At 46.0% G+C, this 20,113-nt stretch carries 15 protein-coding genes, 1 tRNA gene and 1 pseudogene; 8 read left to right on the top strand and 9 right to left on the bottom strand.

Translation table 11 applies throughout. The features are described from left to right. Window positions 1-4: 4 nt before the first annotated feature. Window positions 5-1,063: a Gfo/Idh/MocA family protein gene (locus ACR6JA_RS14585; RefSeq protein WP_494493766.1), complete on the bottom strand. Its 1,059-nt coding sequence runs from the start codon at window positions 1,061-1,063 to the stop codon at window positions 5-7. A 204-nt stretch (window positions 1,064-1,267) separates the two neighbouring features. On the opposite strand from ACR6JA_RS14585, the gene ACR6JA_RS14580 reads away from it, so the two are divergent. The 3 genes and pseudogenes from ACR6JA_RS14580 (at window position 1,268) to ACR6JA_RS14570 (ending at window position 3,959) form a co-directional block, all read left to right on the top strand. Further along, window positions 1,268-1,352, top strand: a tRNA-Leu gene (locus tag ACR6JA_RS14580). 186 nt (window positions 1,353-1,538) lie between these two features. Then, a pseudogene (locus ACR6JA_RS14575) lies at window positions 1,539-2,795 on the top strand (tyrosine-type recombinase/integrase). Window positions 2,796-3,026: 231 nt separating this feature from the next. Next, on the top strand, window positions 3,027-3,959 hold the full coding sequence (locus ACR6JA_RS14570; protein ID WP_043018260.1) for a COG2958 family protein: 933 nt from the start codon (window positions 3,027-3,029) through the stop codon (window positions 3,957-3,959). A 497-nt stretch (window positions 3,960-4,456) separates the two neighbouring features. Here the strand turns inward: ACR6JA_RS14570 and ACR6JA_RS14565 are convergent, their stop codons facing one another. The 8 genes from ACR6JA_RS14565 to ACR6JA_RS14530 all read right to left on the bottom strand — a co-directional run bounded on the left by ACR6JA_RS14565 (window position 4,457) and on the right by ACR6JA_RS14530 (window position 15,251). Further along, window positions 4,457-5,629 (bottom strand): hypothetical protein, encoded by a 1,173-nt coding sequence (locus ACR6JA_RS14565; protein ID WP_494493765.1) that lies wholly within the window; start codon window positions 5,627-5,629, stop codon window positions 4,457-4,459. 565 nt (window positions 5,630-6,194) lie between these two features. Then, the gene (locus ACR6JA_RS14560; RefSeq protein ID WP_494493764.1) at window positions 6,195-9,314 is read right to left on the bottom strand and encodes an HsdR family type I site-specific deoxyribonuclease; all 3,120 of its coding nucleotides are present in this window, start codon (window positions 9,312-9,314) and stop codon (window positions 6,195-6,197) included. Further along, entirely contained in the window at window positions 9,307-10,512 is a 1,206-nt protein-coding gene (locus tag ACR6JA_RS14555; RefSeq protein ID WP_303756577.1) for an ATP-binding protein, read from the bottom strand. The genes ACR6JA_RS14560 and ACR6JA_RS14555 overlap by 8 nt, the downstream gene beginning before the upstream one ends. Window position 10,513: 1 nt before the next feature. Next, the gene (locus ACR6JA_RS14550) at window positions 10,514-11,752 is read right to left on the bottom strand and encodes a restriction endonuclease subunit S (RefSeq protein ID WP_494493763.1); all 1,239 of its coding nucleotides are present in this window, start codon (window positions 11,750-11,752) and stop codon (window positions 10,514-10,516) included. Further along, a complete protein-coding gene (locus tag ACR6JA_RS14545) occupies window positions 11,749-13,305 on the bottom strand; it encodes a type I restriction-modification system subunit M (RefSeq protein WP_494493762.1) in 1,557 nt (518 codons plus the stop codon). Before ACR6JA_RS14545 ends, ACR6JA_RS14550 begins: the two co-directional genes overlap by 4 nt. Window positions 13,306-13,564: 259 nt before the next feature. Continuing rightward, window positions 13,565-14,143 (bottom strand): YagK/YfjJ domain-containing protein, encoded by a 579-nt coding sequence (locus ACR6JA_RS14540; protein ID WP_494493761.1) that lies wholly within the window; start codon window positions 14,141-14,143, stop codon window positions 13,565-13,567. 209 nt (window positions 14,144-14,352) lie between these two features. Beyond that, complete coding sequence (locus ACR6JA_RS14535) at window positions 14,353-14,949, bottom strand: hypothetical protein (protein ID WP_494493760.1); 597 nt, start codon at window positions 14,947-14,949, stop codon at window positions 14,353-14,355. Between the two features lie 95 nt (window positions 14,950-15,044). Continuing rightward, window positions 15,045-15,251, bottom strand: coding sequence for a helix-turn-helix transcriptional regulator (locus ACR6JA_RS14530; protein ID WP_004186771.1), 207 nt, complete (start codon window positions 15,249-15,251; stop codon window positions 15,045-15,047). A gap of 646 nt (window positions 15,252-15,897) precedes the next feature. Here ACR6JA_RS14530 and ACR6JA_RS14525 point away from each other — a divergent pair. The 5 genes from ACR6JA_RS14525 (at window position 15,898) to ACR6JA_RS14505 (ending at window position 20,017) form a co-directional block, all read left to right on the top strand. Beyond that, window positions 15,898-16,848: a hypothetical protein gene (locus ACR6JA_RS14525; RefSeq protein ID WP_462918098.1), complete on the top strand. Its 951-nt coding sequence runs from the start codon at window positions 15,898-15,900 to the stop codon at window positions 16,846-16,848. 133 nt (window positions 16,849-16,981) lie between these two features. Beyond that, a complete protein-coding gene (locus ACR6JA_RS14520; protein ID WP_019704406.1) occupies window positions 16,982-17,857 on the top strand; it encodes a GTPase family protein in 876 nt (291 codons plus the stop codon). Between the two features lie 212 nt (window positions 17,858-18,069). Beyond that, entirely contained in the window at window positions 18,070-18,771 is a 702-nt protein-coding gene (locus ACR6JA_RS14515) for a WYL domain-containing protein (RefSeq protein ID WP_494493759.1), read from the top strand. Between the two features lie 5 nt (window positions 18,772-18,776). Further along, window positions 18,777-19,424, top strand: a complete 648-nt coding sequence (locus tag ACR6JA_RS14510; RefSeq protein WP_494493758.1) for a hypothetical protein — start codon at window positions 18,777-18,779, stop codon at window positions 19,422-19,424. A 131-nt stretch (window positions 19,425-19,555) separates the two neighbouring features. Then, window positions 19,556-20,017: an IrmA family protein gene (locus ACR6JA_RS14505; RefSeq protein ID WP_494493813.1), complete on the top strand. Its 462-nt coding sequence runs from the start codon at window positions 19,556-19,558 to the stop codon at window positions 20,015-20,017. The last annotated feature ends 96 nt before the right edge of the window (window positions 20,018-20,113 follow it).

Raw genomic sequence — 20,113 nt, 5'->3', positions numbered from 1 at the left:
AGGGTTAAAGCGTTACCCAGCCGCCGCCCTGTTCCGCCGAAGCGTAGAGCGCGGCGACGATCTGTTGCACGACATAACCCTGTTCGGCATCGGCTACCATGGCTGCCTCGCCCTGAACGTGGCGGACAAAGCTTTCCATGGCACGGAAATGGCGGCGATCGTCGGCGGCCTCCCGGCGCTGGAGCGTTTCCAGCTTGCCGTCGCGGTCGTGATAAATATGGGCCGGGAACAGCGTGGCACCGGCGCGTTCGCCGCAGAACTCAACGTTCATTTGCGAGGTTTCTTCCACGTTGAGAATAAAAGAGGTATCCACCCGCAGAATACCGCCGCCCTCGAACTCAACCACGCCGAACAGCGCGTCTTCCACCGTATAAAGCGCCGGATCCCACTCGCCATACTGCCCGCTGTTTTTGGTGTTGCCCAGCCTGCGGAAGCTGTGGGCCATCACCCGCGTCACCTTCGGGAAGCCGAGCACGTAAAGCGCGGCGTCCAGCATATGAATGCCGAGATCGATCAGCGGGCCGCCGCCCTGCGACTCCTTGCTGATGAAATTCCCCCACGACGGTACGCCGCTGCGGCGCAGCGCTTTGGCCGTGGTGACATAGACATCCCCCAACGCCCCGGCCTGAACCTGTTCGCGAAGCAGAGCGCTGTCCAGCGCAAAACGATGATGGAAATTATAGGCCAGCACCCGGTTCGCCTTTTTCGTCGCCCGCCGCATCTCGTCGGCCTGCGCCACCGTCATCGCCGGCGGCTTCTCGCAAAGCACATGGCAACCCGCCTCCAGCGCCCGCATCACGTGCTCATAGTGCAGAATATTGGGCGAGCAAACGCTGACGATCTCCGGCTTCGCCTCACGCAGCATCTGCCTGACATCGTCATACGCCGCCGGGATGTTTAACTTATCCGCAAATGCCTGAGTACGCGCCAAATCGCGCCCACAGGCCGCCACTAAAACCAGAGAAGGATTAGTCGCATAGTAAGCCGCGTGCACGTTCTCAGCGATCTGCCCTGGCCCTATGATGGCGACTCGCATGGGGGGCGTGGTGGTTGGGTTGGGCATGGGGGCTCCGTTGGGTGGCCAGGCTGAAAGCAAATCACATCGCAAACGAGCGGGAATGTAAACCGCAGAGTTGTTCATAGAGGGCCTGGAGGAAAACGGCAGGCCGCTGAAAAATTCAGCACTTAACGCCACTTACGCACAGCGCCGCTTGCATGGCGGCCAGCGACAGGTATAATCCACAACGTTTCCGCATACCCCTTCAGTGCCGAAGTGGCGAAATCGGTAGACGCAGTTGATTCAAAATCAACCGTAGAAATACGTGCCGGTTCGAGTCCGGCCTTCGGCACCAAAAGCATGTAAATGGACCTCAACTGAGGTCTTTTTTTATGTCTAAAATCCAGTATTTATCTACCTTTCCCGCTATATTAACTCTCTCAAGGTCAACCGACATCAATGTACATCTACCAACACATGTTGGTACAGATGATGGTATTTCCGGTTCGATAATGTTTGTACCAACAGGGAGGGGATAAGCATGGCGTTAACAGATATCAAGGTCAGAACAGCCAAGCCAACGGATAAGCAATACAAACTGACCGATGGCAGCGGTATGCACCTTCTTGTCCATCCAAATGGTTCTAAGTACTGGCGTTTGCAGTACCGATTTGGCGGAAAGCAAAAGATGCTGGCTTTAGGGGTATATCCTGAAGTTTCTCTTGCCGATGCCAGAGCCCGCCGTGATGAAGCTCGTAAGCTTTTGGCAAACAGCATCGATCCGGGAGATAAAAAGAAAAATGATAAGGTTGAGCAGGAAGAAGCACGTACTTTCGAACAACTTGCTATTGAGTGGCACGCCACGAATAAAAAGTGGTCGGAAGAACATAGCCGACGAGTGCTGAAAAGCCTGGAGGACAATCTCTTTCCAGCCATTGGCAAACGTAATATAGCCGAACTTAAAACACGGGATTTGTTAGCCCCGATAAAAGCCGTAGAGATGTCTGGACGTCTTGAGATCGCGTCACGGCTGCAACAGCGAACTACGGCAATTATGCGTTATGCCGTACAGAGTGGTTTGCTTGATTATAATCCGGCACAGGAGATGGCCGGTGCTGTTGCTTCAAGTAACCGGCAGCATAGGCCTGCGTTAGAGTTGAGACGTACTCCCGAACTGCTTTAGCGCATTGATAGCTATACCGGCAGGCCTTTGACTCGTCTTGCCGTTGAGTTAACCCTCCTTGTCTTCATCCGCTCCAGCGAATTGCGTTTTGCTCGTTGGTCTGAGATCGATTTTGAAACATCAATGTGGACGATACCCGCAGAGCGCGAGGCTATTGAAGGCATAAAGCACTCCCAGCGCGGCTCAAAAATGCGTACACCTCATTTGGTGCCGTTATCTCGTCAGGCGTTAGCAATCCTTAAACAGGTGCACAAACTTAGTGGCGATCGCGATTTTGTTTTCATTGGCGATCACGACCATCGTAAACCGATGAGTGAAAATACGGTAAACAAGGCTCTGCGCGTTATGGGTTATGACACTAAGATAGAGGTTTGTGGGCATGGTTTCAGGACGATGGCATGTAGCTCGTTGATAGAATCGGGATTGTGGTCGAGGGATGCGGTTGAACGGCAGATGAGCCATATGGAGCGTAACTCTGTGCGTGCGGCTTATATTCATAAGGCCGAGCATCTGGATGAGCGCAGACTGATGCTGCAGTGGTGGGCTGATTTTCTTGATGCGAATCGTGAGAAGGCGGTGAGTCCGTTTGATTTTGCCAAATTAAGCATGGAATGATTAGATGTATTTAAGGTATGTGTCTGACATACCTTATTTTTTCTTTAACATGGCTTCTGATGCGGTGTTCGTTTTTGTAATGAAATCTGTTGTTCAATACCAAAAACTCATATTGTAAGCTTGGTTCAAGTGATAGGTAGTTTTACACTGTTTCATCAGAAAAGCAGCATTTGAGATTTAGCCATTCATTCAGATAGAAACGTTCTTACTGTTACATTAAAGGCAGGAGCCATGACTAGTCGCCCACAGATGATTATTAATGTTCTTCAGGCTAATCCTGATGAGCAATTTACAGCCCGTCAGCTTGCCCAAAAAATCATTGATCACTATGGCGCAGAGCTTGCTGTAAAGCGTCAAAATCCTCGATTCGCCAGTGATGAAGATTTCTTGAGTCAAATAGCTGCTGAAGTCGGTGGGAGCAGAACCGTTCAGGCAAAAGCGATGTGTCCTCAGGTTATGACGCGTGACAAACCTCGGCCCAGACTTTATTACTGGGGTAAGGAAATCGATAATGGCGTGCAACAAGAGTCATCTTTTGATATTGCTCCGACTCCGTCTGCTGAGACGGTAGCTTTTTCTGAGCATGCTCTTTACCCGCTTTTGATTGAGTACCTTTCTGAAGAAGAAGAATTGCTTTGCCGTCGTATCGATGAAAAGCGTTCAAGCAACAACAAAGGTCTTGGGGCAAACCATTGGCTTTATCCGGATATTGTTGCTTTGCAGCCTCTCGATAAAGGTTGGGATAGCGTTGTGCAAAACTGCGTACGGTATAGCGAAGGGCGTTTAACCCGTCTGTGGTCTTTTGAGGTAAAACGTCAGCTTAACCGTAGCAATGTTCGAGAATGTTTCTTCCAGGCAGTGAGCAATTCAAGCTGGGCCCATTATGGTTATCTTGTCGCGACCGAAATAAATGAAGATAAGCAGCGTGGTGTAGAAAGAGAGCTGCAGATGTTGTGTGCATTGCATGGTATTGGCGTGATCCTTCTTAATCCGCAAGATCCCGGTAATAGCCAAACTCTGATTCCTGCACGAGAGCGAACAAGTATTGATTGGCAATCCGTCAACCGCCTGGTAGTTGAGAACAAGGATTTTAAAGAGTTTATCGATCTGGTTTCCGATTATCACCAGACAGGAAAAATACACAAAGCGCTCTGGAATAGATAACCCACTTTAATGTTTCTTAATAAGATATTAGAGTGGATTAAAATCAATATAGACTGATGAACAGCGAGTTATATAGAGTGAGTGATATTTAAAAACTCTGTCTACGAATCGATGGGATAGTAAATTTAATAAAGGTGGGCTAGTAGTTGTTTACAAAATATTAAAATAAATAAATCCATGCAGATAGATTGATTTATTTTAATTGTATTTGCTCAGATTTTATCTGACACAGCTATGGCACAGATCTAAACCTAATCTGACAGGTAGCTCTGTGCCAAGAACGGCCGCTTATCTCAATAAATCAATATAATTCAATAGGGTATAAATCACTGTGGCTAGATAGAATTTAGTAAGAGATTTCAACGCACCAAAAATGATGGAAGTTGAGCGAACCGTCGCATATGGTATTCGGAGCAAGATAACTATGGCATGTCTTTTCTTATATCATCAACATGCCGATATCTCATCATTAATTCCGTTCAGGCCGCCTTATTCGATTATTCAGGTGGTGGCAGAAGCCAGCCGTCGGTTTGTAGAATTGTGAGTACATCACTATACTTATTAATACTGTGATGGCGATCTAGGTGATGATAAAAACGAGCACGCGCATCTATAGTTGGTAAGTTGGCGGGTAAAGCATTGCGGAGCATTCCTAGGAGAAGCTTAGGCGTCTCAGCGGCATCCCAATTCTGCCCATTGGAAATGATAGCATCTAGAAGTTGGTCGAACTGTTGCTGACTAAGGCGACCAGAAAATGGTATGACGAGAGAAATAAAGTTCCCCTCAGATCCACGCCAGCTACCTGATTCCGCATAGTATTCTATTGCCTTATCCCAAAGCTCAGCAAGTGGGTTAAAGATGATCGCTGAGGCCAACTGCTGTTGAGTTAGTCCAGCTATTAGCCTTTGCAGCGAGGCTTGAAACGGTACGAAAGTTACACCAGTCAAAATACGGTAATCAGTGATATTTTCTGGATTGGCATTTTCAATAGTCTCTAGCAAGACTGTTCGCGTTGGCTCCTGAAGCTGCATCCAAAGCTCATTAAATGCGGCAATAAATGCGATCGCTCTAGGCCGATGTCGTGGTTCTAGATTATCAATAAGCCTAACAATTGACAGTGAAACGTTTGGCCAAGCAATGCTGGCGCGGTCTCGTACGGTGACTAATGATGTAATAATCTGGTGATAAAGCGTTTCCCATTGTTCTGGCACGCCTTTGAGAAGTGATTTTGCGAGAACCATGCCGAAGTTACTGATATTCTGAGCGCGTACGCGAGTAAGATAACGTTGTTCTACATAATCAAGAATGCGTTTACTGTCCGTAGGAAAGCCGGGCGACTGAACATCAACGTCATACAACTCGAATATTGCTTTTCCCTGTAGAGGTTCTTGCGATAGGACGAATTCCACTGCATTTACTAAATGAAGTCGCACTAACTCATGAGAAGGTTCGAATAGATCTGCTTCTGCTGAGAATGCCGGATGCGCGCAAAGATGCCTATCCTCGCGAAGACGGTCTAGGTGTGTTCGGGCTAACCGGTTGACTACCTGAGTATTGGCCGTTGCGTCTTCAAGAATGCCTCCCTCAAGTTGGAGAAGTTTAGGGATGTCACCTGATTTAGTCGCGTTGTCCCAGGTGTTAAGAAATGCAGTCGCGGCTGCATCGCCCATGGCACTAAGTTCACGATATTTGGCTATCAGATCGTAGACGAGAGCAACCCAAGCGGAGGTTAGTGCCCCCCTCAACGCGCCCGCTTTGTAGGCCTTAACGGCATCAAGAAAGTATGTCTTCGACTGGGCATGCCTAATTCGTGTAAGAAGTATATCGAGATCTACGAATCCACTGTCCATAATTCAAATTCAATGAGTTAAAGTGTCGAGGATCATATCACAACATTTCGTAACCAACCTCTAAGGTTATTGTGCAATAATGCTCAAAATTCAGTTTTTTCATCAGCTAGCTAGGAGGGACAATCAAACTTCCGCTCCTCGCTCAAAGCAGACTGTCATATTTGATTGTGTGCTGCCAGTGAAAACCGTCAGATCAAGTCTGAGCTAATATATCTAAATATACCAATTTAAAAATAGACCGCGTCTATTAACGATGGTTTTATCGATCGTTATCTAACAACCCGGAATATGCACTTCAGTCAATAAGAATATATTTATCACTGACAGTTGTATCGAACGCTGGCATAGGTAAGGGGGACCACTTTGTCCCCCTATGCGCCCACGGCTAAATTTGTCCACCCACCCCTTTAAACTTCTCAATAAATTCACCAATTTTCTGGAAAACGGTCTGTTTTTTCGTTTTGTACTGCGGGTTTAACGGACTAAGCTTCGGTAGAGTCTCGTTTAACTCAGTACCATTTTCGGTGGCATATTCGCGTTTTAGCGATGTACGGATATAGCGCTTTGCAGCCTCTTCATTCAGGTTTTCTTCTTTTATCAATGCGTCAGCTTCACGCTGCTGCTCACGCTGAGCAAAAATGAAGAACGCATCAATGATGCTGGCTTTGTCCGGCATGTCATCAAGGTTAGTCTGCTGAATAAAGTCAACAATCAGACCTTCTTTTGCCCTGTTACCTAGACTTGAGCGAATTAACCGTCTAACCTCTTCAGTCAGTGCCTCTTTACCTTTCTTCTGCCTGTTGTGTTCAAAAATTAGACCAAGAATGTAGTCCAGGTTAATTTCCTGAGATTTCAGTAGGTCAATTTCAAACACGACATCATCCCAGTCAGTGGTTGACTTATCCTTGTCACTAGCCACTTTCTCGCGACGCTGCCAGTCACGGATATCATTGTAGGCTGAACGATAGTCCTGAATCTTACGTTCTGTGGGGAGACGAATGGTCTGTAATTCGGCAAACTTTTCATCGTCAAGATAATGCGCTGTCTTGAAGGTTTCCACGGCATCGGAATCGCTGATATCGACTTTTTGCAGATCTTTCAGCATGGCAAATTCGTCGTAGTTTTGCAGGATATTTTCAGCCCGCAGGTATTCACCAAACAGTTTAACGAAGGCTTTTTTCCCCTTCTCGCTATCAATGCTAGCCGGATCAGGGAACTGGTGTTCCAAGGTCGTCACAATATCCATAAAGCCGCGCTTGGCCTCACCTGTCACGATATCAGTAAAGCCCTCCATGTACTCTTTGTAGCTTTTCTCCAGCACCACATTTTTGGTGTTCTTATCACCAAACAGCGTAATAGCATCAATGGTTGCGCGTTCAAGATCCCTGAACGTCACTATATTGCCGAAGGTCTTGGTGGCATCAAAGATACGGTTGGTACGGGAGAATGCCTGCATCAAGCCGTGATAACGCAGGTTTTTATCGACGAACAGGGTGTTCAGCGTCGGAGCGTCAAAACCGGTTAAAAACATTCCCACCACAATGAGCAGGTCGATGTCCTGATTTTTAACTCGCAGGGCCAAATCACGGTAATAGTTTTGAAAGCCGTTGCTGTCAGTGCTGAAATTCGTCTTAAAGTGAGCGTTATAATCATCAATGGCTGCATCCAGAAACTCTTTGGCGCTGCTGTTCATTGCACTGGTATCAAAGCTTTCATCAGTAATGTCACCGATAGCGCTTTGTTCTTCATTGGCCGCAAAAGAGAAGATGGTTGCCACCCGCAACGGTTTATAGCTGGCTGATTTATTAGCCGCCTCTTCCTGTAGCTCTTTAAACGTCGCGTAATACGCTTTTGCCGCATCCACACTACTTACCGCCAGCATGGCATTAAAACCTCTGGCACCAGGGAAAGAGCGATGCGTTTTCTGGCGGAAGTTATTCAGAATGTACTGTGTGATTTCCTGAATGCGCAGTGGGTGAAGAAAAGCCTGCTGATTTTCTGCAGCGCTGAGTTTTTTCTCGTCGGTTTCGGTTTCCAGCGCCTTAAACTGCGGTCGGACATCGTTATAGTCCACCTTAAACTTCAGCACCTTTTCATCACGAATGGCATCGGTAATCACGTAAGAATGTAACTCACGGCCAAAAACGCTGGCGGTCGTTTCCGACCCTAATGCGTTTTGTGGGAAAATGGGCGTGCCGGTAAAACCGAACTGGTAATACCGTTTGAATTTCTTTTTTAAGTTCTTCTGTGCTTCACCAAACTGACTACGGTGACATTCATCAAAAATAAACACCACCTGCTGCTGATAGACGGACAAGTCCGCTTCCGCCTTCATCAGGTTATTCAGTTTCTGAATAGTAGTGACGATAATTTTATTATCGTCTTTATCCAGATTCCTTTTAAGGCCTGCAGTATTGTCAGAACCATTAACGCTGTCCGGCGAGAAGCGCTGATACTCTTTTATGGTCTGGTAATCGAGATCTTTCCTGTCGACCACAAAGAAGACTTTATCAATAAAGTCCAGTTCGGTTGCCAGCCGTGCGGCCTTAAAGCTGGTCAGGGTTTTGCCTGATCCGGTAGTGTGCCAGATAAATCCCCCGCTTTCTGGCTTTGACCAGTTCTTCGCGGTAAAGGAACTGTTAATTTTCCATAGGATTCGCTCGGTGGCAGCAATCTGATAGGGGCGCATCACCAGCAGCGTCTGGCTACTGTCAAACACGCTGTAGTTAAACAGCACATTGAGCAGGGTATGCTTCTGGAAAAACGTGGCGGTGAAGTCCTTCAGGTCTTTAATCAACGTGTTGTCGGACTTCGCCCAGTTCATGGAGAAATCAAAACTGTTTTTATCCCGCTTGGTGGTATTGGCAAAGTAACGGGTATCGGTGCCGTTGGATATCACAAACAGTTGCAGGTACTTAAACAGAGAATTGTCACTGTTAAAGCTTTCCTTGCTGTAACGGTGTATCTGATTGAAGGCTTCACGTATAGCGACACCGCGTTTTTTCAATTCAATTTGTACCAGCGGCAGGCCATTGACCAGAATGGTGACATCGTAGCGATTGGCATGCGTGCCTGCTTGTTCAAACTGCTTGATGACCTGCACTTTATTGCGAAGGACGTTTTTTCTATCCAGCAGATAGATATTCTGAATACGGCCATCGTCGAAGACGAAATCATGAACATAATCATCATGAATTTTGCGGGCCTTTTCGACAACGCCATCGCTGGGCTTGTCCATCCAGGTTTCTACAAAGCGACGCCATTCAGCCTCCAGGAACTCCACATTGTTAAGGCTTTGCAACTGTTCCCTGACATTGGCGAGCATAGCCTTGGTGTTGTTCAGGGTTGGCAGGTATTCATAGCCCTGGTTAACTAAATCCTGAATCAGCTCACGCTCCAGATCACCTTCGCTCTGGTAGCTCTCGGTAATCTTCCAGTCCGGGTTGTATTTGTCCAAAATGATAAAATTATTGGACTCAGCAATTGGCTTGGTACAATCAACCATTTTTTTGTTCCTGCTGCCAGAAGTTATAGTTATCTTTCAAGTGTTCGAGCAACAGTTTGACCGTTGCTTTCTCCGCTGGCGTTGGTTCTGCAACGGCTTCATTCGATAGCGTACAGTGACTTGTGAACTGCATAATTCTATTCAAATAGAGTTCTTTGTCGTCAGGTAAAAGTAGGGACCATCTAGGGTAGCCCAAAAAACTGGCCGTTTTCTCATACAGATTGCGCAGTAACGTGAAGTGATATCTTTCCACGTTGTTATTAACAATAGCCTGTTCGATGGTTTGCTTTAGGTGGAGATGATAGGAAAAACTCTTGTTAGAGTCGCCATGTTTTTCTGTGAGGGCAAATGTACCATCCTCAAAACTCTCCAACATGTAACAAGCTTTTCCGTTCAGCTCATTGAAAAGCACATTATAAAATAGTGGATTATGCGTCGTGATAATGAACTTCAAATCGGATTCACTGGATTTGATCAGCCCTGCAAGATTGACTGCTAATTCAATCAAATGGTTATCATCAAGGGAGCTAACGGGATCATCAATGAATACATATTCCAGTTGATCAAACTCTCGGTTCTCACGTACATCCGGATCGGCGACATTGAGAATTGTGACGACTTGATCCAGCAAGGTGTAAAAAACACTCCAGATGAAGTTGCTCTCTTCGCCTTTAGATAACTTGATATGGGCGGAACGTTCATCGTTGCCGCGCTCCATGGAAAAAGTAACTTCGGTAAAATCTGGATTGAAGTGTGGCGTTAGCTTGTCGTTCGCATAGCGCTGGAAATAACGGACGATATTGCCATCCTGCCCCAAATCTTTTAGCAATGTCAGCAACCAGTTTGTATAGGAATTCGGCTGCACCTTCAGCTTCGGCTCGGCGTCTTCTTGCAGATCGTTATCCCAATAGAACAAGTCCTCAGTGAAAGCATTGTAATAAAGGATTTTTTTGCGCGGCAACTCGTACTGTTCAGCTTCGTCTTCACCTTCTCCTTCTACGTCAATGACTTTGGACGCAATCCATTGTTTGAAATTTCGGGAAAGACGTGTCTTGCCTGTGCCATTGAAAGCGTAGATTAACTGCACCTTTGGTACAGGCTTAGTCTCTTCAACTTCCTTTGTTTTTTCAGAGACATTTTTTTTGACTTTCTTAGGCGTACTCAGCTGTTGGGCTATTTCCAGGAGTGTCTTGCTCATGTTATGCCTCTGCCACTTCCGGCTTCGGGAAGCTAAATAGCATGTCCCGATAATATTCGTACTGTTTTTGGCGCAACTCGATTTCGCGGGGAAGGCCTTCAGTGATGGAGTTGGTCAGCGTGTCGAATTTATCCAAAATTTCAACAATGCGAGCTTGTTCTTCAAGTGATTTATCAGGGGCGGTTGCATAAGGTATAGGAAGTTTGAAATTTTTTATAATGGTTGAGTTGAGGTCACCTCTGGCACCTTGTCCCAGCGACTTTATGTTTTCATAATTGAAGCTTACCCAATGGAAGACATAACGATATAACGCCTTTGTGTCGTCAATTTCTAAACAACCACAGTGCTGGTTGGTTGTTAAAGGGATTTTATTTATGGCAGACCGTCCCGCCGTTGCTCCTGAAATAGCAATAATTACACAATTTTCTGGAATCCATTTTGCTGCAGAATTCTTTAACGCAGCTTGAGTTATTTTTATTTCAGTACTGTTGATATCGGAGAACTTAACCTCTTGAGTCCTTAACCAAGGAATATCACCATTTTCATAATACTCAGCTTTGCCTGCTGTAGGTGTTCCGCCTGAGTACCATTTTTTTGTTACATCCCCTAGCATCTTCCACTCAACCTCATCATCGTCAAAACTCAGCAACTGGTCGCGATAGTAGTTGTACTGCTTTTTACGCATGCTAAGCTCAGCGGTAAGCTCAGCGGTAAGCTCAGCGGTAAGTGCAGTAAATGTATCCAGAATCCGGACGATTTCAGACTGGATGGCGAGGGATTCTTCTGGATTGTTCAGGCAAGGGATTGGCACAGGTATTTTTTCAACCTGGTGGCTCATTAACTTTGGGTTTCCCATTCCTGAATATACATGCTTCTTGGCTTCAATAGTTAGCCAATAAAAAAGGTATTTGTAGTTTATTACTACTTCTTCTTCGTTAATTTTAATGAGTCCGCAGACATTAGTTATCGAAAATTTTCCGGTGCGATAGAATACAGTCCCTGCATTTGCTCCATCGGTTGTCCAGCTAATATATTCACCATCAAAATCAAAGGTGTCTATAGAACCAATTTTCCCATTATTGGCTGTTTGAGAACTGTATACTGGGTATTTCCCCATATTATCAATCAAATACCCTTTTGACATAACTCTGCCTCGTCTCAAAGAGGCCACTTCCCCAAGCGATTTCCATTCAACATGAACTCCATCCAATAGTTTTTCCAGATAACTCATCTCGTTCATGATTGCGCCTCACTGCCTTCAATTTCAGCCACAATCGCATCAATATCTTTACGTAACTGATCGATTTTGCTGACGGTAGTTTTCAACTCAGCATTCAGTTCCGCAATATCGACGATTTCACGGGTGTCTTTGGCTTCCACGTAGCTGCTGACAGACAGGTTGTAATCATTCCCGGCCACTTTTTCAAAAGGCACTGATTTCGCCAGATGGTCAGTATCTGCCTTGCTGGCAAATATCTGCATAATCTGTTCTATATGCGCATCGGTGAGAATATTGTTATTGGTTTCTTTTTTAAACAGACCGCTGGCATCGATGAACTGCACGCTGGTATCAGTTTTATGCTTTGACAGCACAAGAATATTGACGGCAATGGTGGTGCCGAAGAACAAGTTCGGTGCGAGAGAAATCACCGTCTCAACATAGTTGTTATCAACCAGATACTGGCGGATTTTCTGCTCTGCGCCGCCACGGTAGAAGATCCCCGGGAAGCAGACAATCGCCGCCCGGCCTTTGGCGGAAAGATAGTTCAGCGCATGAAGCACAAACGCAAAGTCAGCTTTTGATTTAGGTGCCAGTACGCCTGCTGGTGCGAAACGCTCATCGTTAATCAGTGTCGGGTCATCACTGCCAATCCATTTCACCGAATATGGCGGGTTCGACACAATCGCATCAAACGGCTTTTCGTCACCAAAGTGTGGTTCAGTCAGGGTATTGCCCAGTCTGATATCAAATTTGTCGTAGTTAATGTTGTGCAGAAACATGTTCATACGCGCCAGGTTGAACGTCGTATGGTTTATTTCCTGACCAAAGAAGCCTTCTTCGATGATGTGGTTATCAAACTGCTTTTTGGCCTGCAGTAGCAGTGAGCCTGAGCCTGCTGCCGGGTCGTAGATTTTATTGACGTGGGTCTGACCGTGCATTGCCAGTTGTGCAATCAGTTTTGAAACGTGCTGTGGAGTGAAGAACTCCCCGCCAGACTTACCGGCATTCGCCGCATAGTTAGAAATCAGGAACTCATACGCATCACCGAACAAGTCAATCTGGTGGTCGTTAAAGTTACCCAGTTTTAAACCTTCAACACCTTTCAGGACAGCGGCCAGACGGCTATTTTTGTCTTTAACGGTGTTACCAAGACGGTTACTGGTGGTGTCAAAATCAGCAAACAGGCCTTTAATGTCAGCTTCGGACGGGTAACCATAAGCCGAGCTTTCAATGGCGACAAAAATGCTGTTTAAATCAGCATTCAGCTTGTCGTTGGTATTGGCTTTAGCTGCAACATTGCAGAACAGCTGGCTCGGGTAAATGAAATAGCCTTTGGTTTTGATGGCATCATCTTTGATGTCATCGGTAATGATACTGTCATCCAGCGCAGCATAGTGGATGCTGTCATCACCGGCTTCGATGTAACTGGAAAAATTTTCACTGATAAAGCGGTAGAAAAGCGCACCAAGGACATACTGCTTAAAATCCCATCCATCTACCGAGCCTCTAACGTCGTTAGCGATGGCCCAGATTTGACGATGTAGTTCCGCACGCTGTTGAAAGCTTGTCATTTTTTATCCTATGTTCGATTCTTAGCAACTACTGTTGACGGGATTTTACCGCAATTTGTTCACAACGACTGTATCTATATCAGATCCAGTTATGACTCTTCCGATAAGTGGTTTCACGAGGGCAGAAAGGCTATGCCAGTTACCTGTATCTGTGTGCATTATCAAAATTTGATTATTTGCTGTGCTGCAGCAACCGTTTTCTGGTCTGCCGCATTGGGCATCAGAGCGTATCCTGCAGCAGATAAAATTGCATACCTGTTCAGTTGAGTCGCAGGGGAAGTCGTGGACGACCTGTCAGTGGACGCTCAGGTACTTCATTGCAGCCGTGGAGTAGCAACCCCTCCTTCTGTTGGATTTTTGTCATATAGGCGAGTACCTGCCGTATGTTGGTAATACTTCCAGGATCGTTGTAGTGAACAGGGATATTGATATTTGCTCGATAGTGTTCCTTGTACTCGCAACGGTGATGCCAGCCTTCCCTGTCTGTAATGTTGCTCCATAGCTCGCCCGCTTTCGCAGCCCATGGATAAGTTATCTGGGTCCGATTACCATCTAACCAGAAGACTGCATGGGCGTGGTAGCGGTGATCCTCAGTCCACTCTATGACCCAGAAATAACCTACTACGGCCCGCAGACTCATCATGTTTTTCATTAATAATTGGATATCCAGTTCCAGTTGGTGGTGTCGAGGTTGTGCATATCTAGGCGTTCCATTTTTGTAGAACAGGTCTATTCGAATAGCCCGCAGGCAAGCATACCGGTTGATCATACTATCCGTATGCCAGTTCAAGACAGACTCCAGAAACCAGTCTGGTGTCCAGGATCGTTCAATCTTCATGTGGTTATTTCCTGACGGCAGCTTGGATCAGCCATGTAGAGGAGGGGAATTCCTCGGCAAGAAGCTGAGGGATGGATTATTAATGGGCAGATCTGAAGACAGGTTTAAGAGGAATATAAAAAGGGAGTACCTATTAATTATATTAATTAACCGATATTAATTTTAACTCCCTGAACATTTCTTAGCCCTTACAGAACAAGGCTTGAGGCTCAATTCAGCGGATCGAGTACAGTGCGGTAGGCAAAACAGACGTACTCATCCATCATACTGGTAAGCATATGGTTCTCAGCCTGTCGGTCATTAACCCAGTTATTTACCTCCTCGCTTGTTTTGAACTTGAGACTTTCAATCCAATCAGCAAGACAATTCCCCAACATCAAATCGTACCAGCATAGCCATACAAGCTTCAGACGCAGCTCAGTTCCGCTAAACTGCTGAAACAGGCTGGTGAGCTTATTTGCCAGTGAACGGTGTTTTAAACGGACGCATTCGGAAAGCAGAACACCTTCAAGCATGGGGTGGTGGGCCAATAAGTGCTCCTGCGTAAATAAGCTTACGTTCAGGTCATCATCTATCGATAATGATGCTGCCGCTGCCTTTCCGTAAATAAGCCGGTGTAGCCAGCGGGGCACAATAGCAATAACAGCTTCTTTACCATGAAAACTTAGACAGCCAACCGTCAGGCTATGATAGTGATATATGTTTTGATGGCACATTCCCTGCCGGACAGTCAGCTTCGTAAAATCCGTCAACCAGGTCTGGTAGCATTTTTGAAGTTCTTCGTAACGCGGTTTATAGTCTTTCATCGTTTATATTCCTTCTGGCTTAAATTACAGGCAGCAGAAAATCTCCGGGGATCCGGATAACTATCTTCGTACTGCAACGTTAGTTCGGATTGAGGTTATTTACGGGATTGGTTAATACGTTCCTGGAGCCAAGCTTCAACTTCGCTTTTTAGCCAGCGGGAGCTACGACCCATTTTTATTGGTTTTGGGAAAACATCATCTTTAATTAGCTTGTAGAACCACTTGTCCGTTAAGCCAGTCAGACTGGTGATATAAGCCATATTGACAAACTGGTCTTCTAAAAGAGAAAGATGGGTGTTCATTATTTGATTCTCCGGTTAAGAAAGGTAAGCCGGACTCGTGATGTTTGATAACGACCACGTGCTTCGGCATACCAACCCGGTAATCTGTAAAAAAGTTGAAGGCCATTGACCTCTATGTCACTACCGGCCTAGAGGGAAATTGAGCCCCTAAGTGCTGCATCATAACGAACCGCCAGCTATCAGCTACTGAGTTTTCTGAACGCCACTCCATACCAATTTCTTGGCTGCCATTGAACACTGCACTAAGGGAAATTTTTTCATTGCAGGTCAAAAGGCCGCTTACAGCGGGAGTGAATAAAGCATCCACTTCTTTCCTTGGTAGTTACTGAGCACTCAATCGAGTTAATGGTAGAAGGACGTGACTGCTGACTTTGGCTACGATTTTTGTGCAGAACATCATGGGGTAGGTTTCTTCGTGGGTTGTAAGTAGAATAATGTATTTTTGATGCGGAAAAAGCTAAGTGTTATATCTAACTTATTGATATTTTTTATTGTATCTGAAATTTAACGCTACATTTTTACTACGTTATTACGCTGTTTTTATATCATTTTCACCTTCAAAAAAGCATGATTTACATCTGGGTTTGCTTCTTTTACTCTTGAGTGAAATGATGGAAAACAACCATTCTGGAGCAGGAGGGGCACCATGGAGGAGTATGAATTCGATGAACAGGAAATGCGAAAAAAGAGATTGCGACAGGCAAGTCGCCTAAAGTGGTTGAGGAAAAACCCAAGGGCAATGCATTTCTTTCTCTTTCGTTTACTAGCGAACAAAACCGTAGCACTCGCCAGTACGAACATCCGAACAAAGCTCGATATGCCACAGTTTCATATCCATGCCCCCGATGTGGTCATGTCTCCTCAAAATACGGGAAAAATAACTAATAAAGGCGAGATAAACTTCCAGGATTTAGACATAAATCTGCAGGACTTGGATCTGAATTTTTCCCCACCAAAATGTGAGCAAGCTAATGGATTAGACTTCTCCAAGGTAACTAATACGGATGTCATCCCAGATGTAATGGAAAAAATAATCGATACCATTTTGAAAATGTACCCATCGACGAGGTTAGCAGACCTGGCTATCACGGAAGTGATGGGTGATTGGGCTAATGCCAGCAATCAGTTCCCTAGAGCATTTTCATGGCTGGATAAGAATAATGAAGAGCAATGTTTATGGGTTTGGGAGCAAATGAGGAAGAAATATATTTCTATTGATACCAAACCTATTTCCTGTGAGCAACGCTACCATTTTATTATTGCTATCTTTGATAACTGGAAAGGGTGGAGTGACGAACAACTAGGTTATCTGAAAGAAAATAAAAGAAGGACGGATAGGAAGTTCATTTCGCATGGGTTGGGTGGTACTAGTACTTTAAGCTGCAAAGAAATATTGCTAGAAGAACTGAGTAAAGCTTGGGAGCAAAAAGCCCGTAGGAAAAAGATTAAAGATACAACTCCTCCCTTGAAATTGAATAAACTATACCAAAAAAGGCTGGGCCAGATTGCTGAAAATAAAAACATGACGCTAGATGAGACACTCAAATGCCTTATCGATAACGAGTACTCACGTGTCAGTATATTGAAGACTAGATAGTATTAAACCAGATGGGGAATAGGGTACCCATCTGAACATCATTCCAAATAATTTCAGACAGATATTATCGCAATGAATCACCTCCGACGCCTTCTTGGCTCGGAGGTTTTGTTTTTCTGTCTGAGGTCGTTTCATGAAAAAATCAGAAGGTCTAAAGGCCATTGAAAAGCCACTAGCGTCACTCCCCCATGCCATTGGCAGACATATTCTTGACCATGTTCAAAAACTCACTCACTACGAACCAGTCATCGGGATCATGGGCAAAACAGGCGCGGGTAAATCATCTCTCTGTAATGCGCTTTTCCAGGGTGAGGTTACGCCCATTAGTGATGTCCACGCCTGCACCCGTGACGTAATGCGATTGCGTCTGAGCAGTGGTGACCATAGCCTGATACTAATAGACCTACCCGGAGTAGGCGAGAGCGAGCAACGGGATAAAGAATATGAATCTCTATATCGCAATATTCTCCCTGAGCTGGATCTCATCCTGTGGGTTATCAAAGCCGATGATCGAGCCTTCTCTGTGGATGAACGCTTCTACCGGCGAGTGATGACTGGCTACCAACAACGGTTTCTGTTTGTCGTTAATCAGGTTGACAAAATCGAGCCAAGCCATGAGTGGTATGTCACCGGCAATGCACCATCACCGCACCAGTGGGTGAATATTGAGGCCAGGCTGGCGTCTATTCGCCAGTTATTCTCACCACATCATCCGGTATGCGCTGTCTCAGCGAGAACAGAATGGAATCTCCCATCAATGATAGAAACGATGATGTGCTGCCTGCCAGACCGAGCCACCAGCCCATTGGCGACACAACTGCATGGGAGGTTATGTAGTGAACCGGTAAAAAAGCAGGCTCGTGAGTGCTTTGGTAATGCGGTCGGGGAGGTATTTGATTCTGCGGAAGCGGCATCATTTATTCCCGCGCCACTGAAAGCAGTTATTCGCACTGTCCGCGATGCCGTAGTATCAGCTGCTCGCGCCGTTTGGGACTGGATTTTCTTCTGAGCTGGCTTACCTGCCATTATCTTCGGGACATACCCTGTCCGTTCTGATGTTTTATAATCTGCTAAATTCCGACAGTTTTCCCTTTATGCCCCGTCACGGTTGATTTTGGCAACTGTAAAAAATACGTCTTCTGGTGTCCATTCCCTGTCCCTCCCCCTCGTTAGAATTACCGTTTTATTTTCAGTTAATTATATTACTGGAGAACCTGCCTCATGGTTCAGGTTGAATGTCGTCATGATCGGCTTGCCGTCCGACTGTCGTTAATTATCAGCCGTCTGGTGGCTGGAGAAACACTGGATTTACGAGCGCTGGCAACTGAATTTGGTGTGTCGGTTCGAACTCTACGCCGGGACTTTCGGGAACGTCTGATGTACCTGGATCTGGAGTATCGCAAAGGCCGATGCCGCTTGCTATCCGGTAGCCGCCAGAGAGAGTTAGCGGTGATGAAATTTGCCCGTCAGTCAGGCGTTGAAGCTCTGTTTCCTGATATGGATAACCATCTGGTCAGTTCACTGTTGAGCGGATCAGGAGAGTCTCCTTGCCTTATCTGGCAGGGAACAGACCAGGTTTCATCCCCAGAATCAGGCGTATTCACTCGGTTGGTGAGCGCGATATCAGAACATCGAAAGGTGACGCTGCTCGGTAACGGTTGCCGCTGTACAGGCCTCGCTCCCTATCGGCTGGTTCTGCGTGACGGCGAGTGGTATCTGACAGGCGAGCATCAGACCCGGATCGCAGTATTTCCCTTGACGGATATTCGTGCAGTCACGCTCCACAACGGCAGCTTCGCTCCTGATATAGCGATGCGCGATATCCTCTCTCACCCGGATTTTCTTCAGGCTTTACCCCACTTTCGCTTTTTCCATTCATTGCTTGTCGCAACTGCCGGCGGGCTTATACCTCAGAAGGAATAACCACGATGAAATTACTTACCACTACATTGCTGGCTACCAGCATTTGTCTGAGTGCAGTTTTTCCGGCTGACGCTGGCAATATCGTCGGCTCTGTCAAAGCCTGGGAGTACATGCAGGCTGACGGCTGGAAATCAGCTGATGGCATGGATGACAATATGCTGCACAATATGCTCTACCAGGCCAATGTTATTGATAACTACCCGTGGACGAAGCAGTTTTTGCTACGTACCCGTGGTGGTGGTGCAATTTTCCTGGCCGATAAGAAAACCCACACTATTCGTCAATTAAAACTGAATCCTGTCGGTGAAACCTACAACGATATTGAAACGGTTTATCAGGGAGATGATAAAGGGGAAGGCTGCTACTTTGCCGTTATTGATAACCAAGCTTCGGTACGTGATAAGGCTATCGATGCTCTTATATACCCCGACTGGTCTGCACCCCAAGATACGGATGCTGTTCTTAAGGCTAAGATTGCAAAAGTCAGACAACAGATAGCCCCAAAAGTCATTATGGTGATGCCAGATAATTGTGTGAATAAACAGCAGCAAGCCACATTGGCGGCTAAGCGCTCGGAAGAGGATCGGAAACTACAGCAATGGGTCGCACAGCAAAGCTTAGCGGAATTGTGTCGTCGAACAGGCAACTGCTGAGCACTTCTCAAAACCCACCTCCCAAATGCCACTGAAGGAAAAGAACGATGGAAAAGGATTGTCAGAAAGATATAGATATACCTTCTTTCACAATAGTAAGGGTATGGGCAAAACCTAGTTACAGCAAAATCATGCCACTCGTCAGACGATTGGCTAAAACCTTATCTGCCATTGTCGTTTTAATGCTGTGCCATCCATCATCTGCTTACGCAGATGAACAACGCTATATCAGTATCCGCAACACCGATACCGTGTGGACTCCCGGTAATATCTGTGTGTATCAGTTCCGTCTGGATAATGGTGGTAGCGGTGTGGGTTTTGGCCCTCTGTCTGTTTTGCTGGGGCTGAAAGACAAGGCGGGCAACACGCTGGCGACGGGAACAATGGACGTAGCCCCCTTTGGCGACAGCGATGCTACTCGTTCTCAGGAAGCTTTTCTTGAGCATGAATGTGTCGAAAACGTCAGCACTATTGAAATCATGAAGGCGACCGAAGAGCACAACGGCCATCAGGCCAGGCTGCCACTGTCCGTTTTCGACCCTCAGTCTTATCAGCCACTGTCAGTATCAGTTGCTGTGAATAAGGCATCATAACTGGCTTAGACCTTAAATCTGCCAGACCTCAGACTCACAACAACATCAGGTCATGCCTCCTTCGGGAAGCATGGCCTTTTTGTTTTTAATTTTCCA

It is taken from the genome of Cedecea sp. B1(4), assembly GCF_059414925.1.
Note: the sequence above shows the minus strand (reverse complement) of the source record. Positions and strands in the feature narration are given on the sequence as shown.

Excerpts from the sequence above, each read along its gene's own strand:
- ACR6JA_RS14515 (WP_494493759.1), top strand. The coding sequence starts at position 18,070 with ATGGTTCAGGTTGAATGTCGTCATGATCGGCTTGCCGTCCGACTGTCG.
- ACR6JA_RS14570 (WP_043018260.1), top strand. The coding sequence starts at position 3,027 with ATGACTAGTCGCCCACAGATGATTATTAATGTTCTTCAGGCTAATCCT.
- ACR6JA_RS14540 (WP_494493761.1), bottom strand. The coding sequence starts at position 14,143 with ATGAAGATTGAACGATCCTGGACACCAGACTGGTTTCTGGAGTCTGTC.
- ACR6JA_RS14555 (WP_303756577.1), bottom strand. The coding sequence starts at position 10,512 with ATGAGCAAGACACTCCTGGAAATAGCCCAACAGCTGAGTACGCCTAAG.
- ACR6JA_RS14560 (WP_494493764.1), bottom strand. The coding sequence starts at position 9,314 with ATGGTTGATTGTACCAAGCCAATTGCTGAGTCCAATAATTTTATCATT.
- ACR6JA_RS14550 (WP_494493763.1), bottom strand. The coding sequence starts at position 11,752 with ATGAACGAGATGAGTTATCTGGAAAAACTATTGGATGGAGTTCATGTT.
- ACR6JA_RS14510 (WP_494493758.1), top strand. The coding sequence starts at position 18,777 with ATGAAATTACTTACCACTACATTGCTGGCTACCAGCATTTGTCTGAGT.
- ACR6JA_RS14525 (WP_462918098.1), top strand. The coding sequence starts at position 15,898 with ATGGAGGAGTATGAATTCGATGAACAGGAAATGCGAAAAAAGAGATTG.
- ACR6JA_RS14530 (WP_004186771.1), bottom strand. The coding sequence starts at position 15,251 with ATGAACACCCATCTTTCTCTTTTAGAAGACCAGTTTGTCAATATGGCT.
- ACR6JA_RS14585 (WP_494493766.1), bottom strand. The coding sequence starts at position 1,063 with ATGCCCAACCCAACCACCACGCCCCCCATGCGAGTCGCCATCATAGGG.
- ACR6JA_RS14535 (WP_494493760.1), bottom strand. The coding sequence starts at position 14,949 with ATGAAAGACTATAAACCGCGTTACGAAGAACTTCAAAAATGCTACCAG.
- ACR6JA_RS14520 (WP_019704406.1), top strand. The coding sequence starts at position 16,982 with ATGAAAAAATCAGAAGGTCTAAAGGCCATTGAAAAGCCACTAGCGTCA.
- ACR6JA_RS14505 (WP_494493813.1), top strand. The coding sequence starts at position 19,556 with ATGCCACTCGTCAGACGATTGGCTAAAACCTTATCTGCCATTGTCGTT.
- ACR6JA_RS14565 (WP_494493765.1), bottom strand. The coding sequence starts at position 5,629 with ATGGGCGATGCAGCCGCGACTGCATTTCTTAACACCTGGGACAACGCG.
- ACR6JA_RS14545 (WP_494493762.1), bottom strand. The coding sequence starts at position 13,305 with ATGACAAGCTTTCAACAGCGTGCGGAACTACATCGTCAAATCTGGGCC.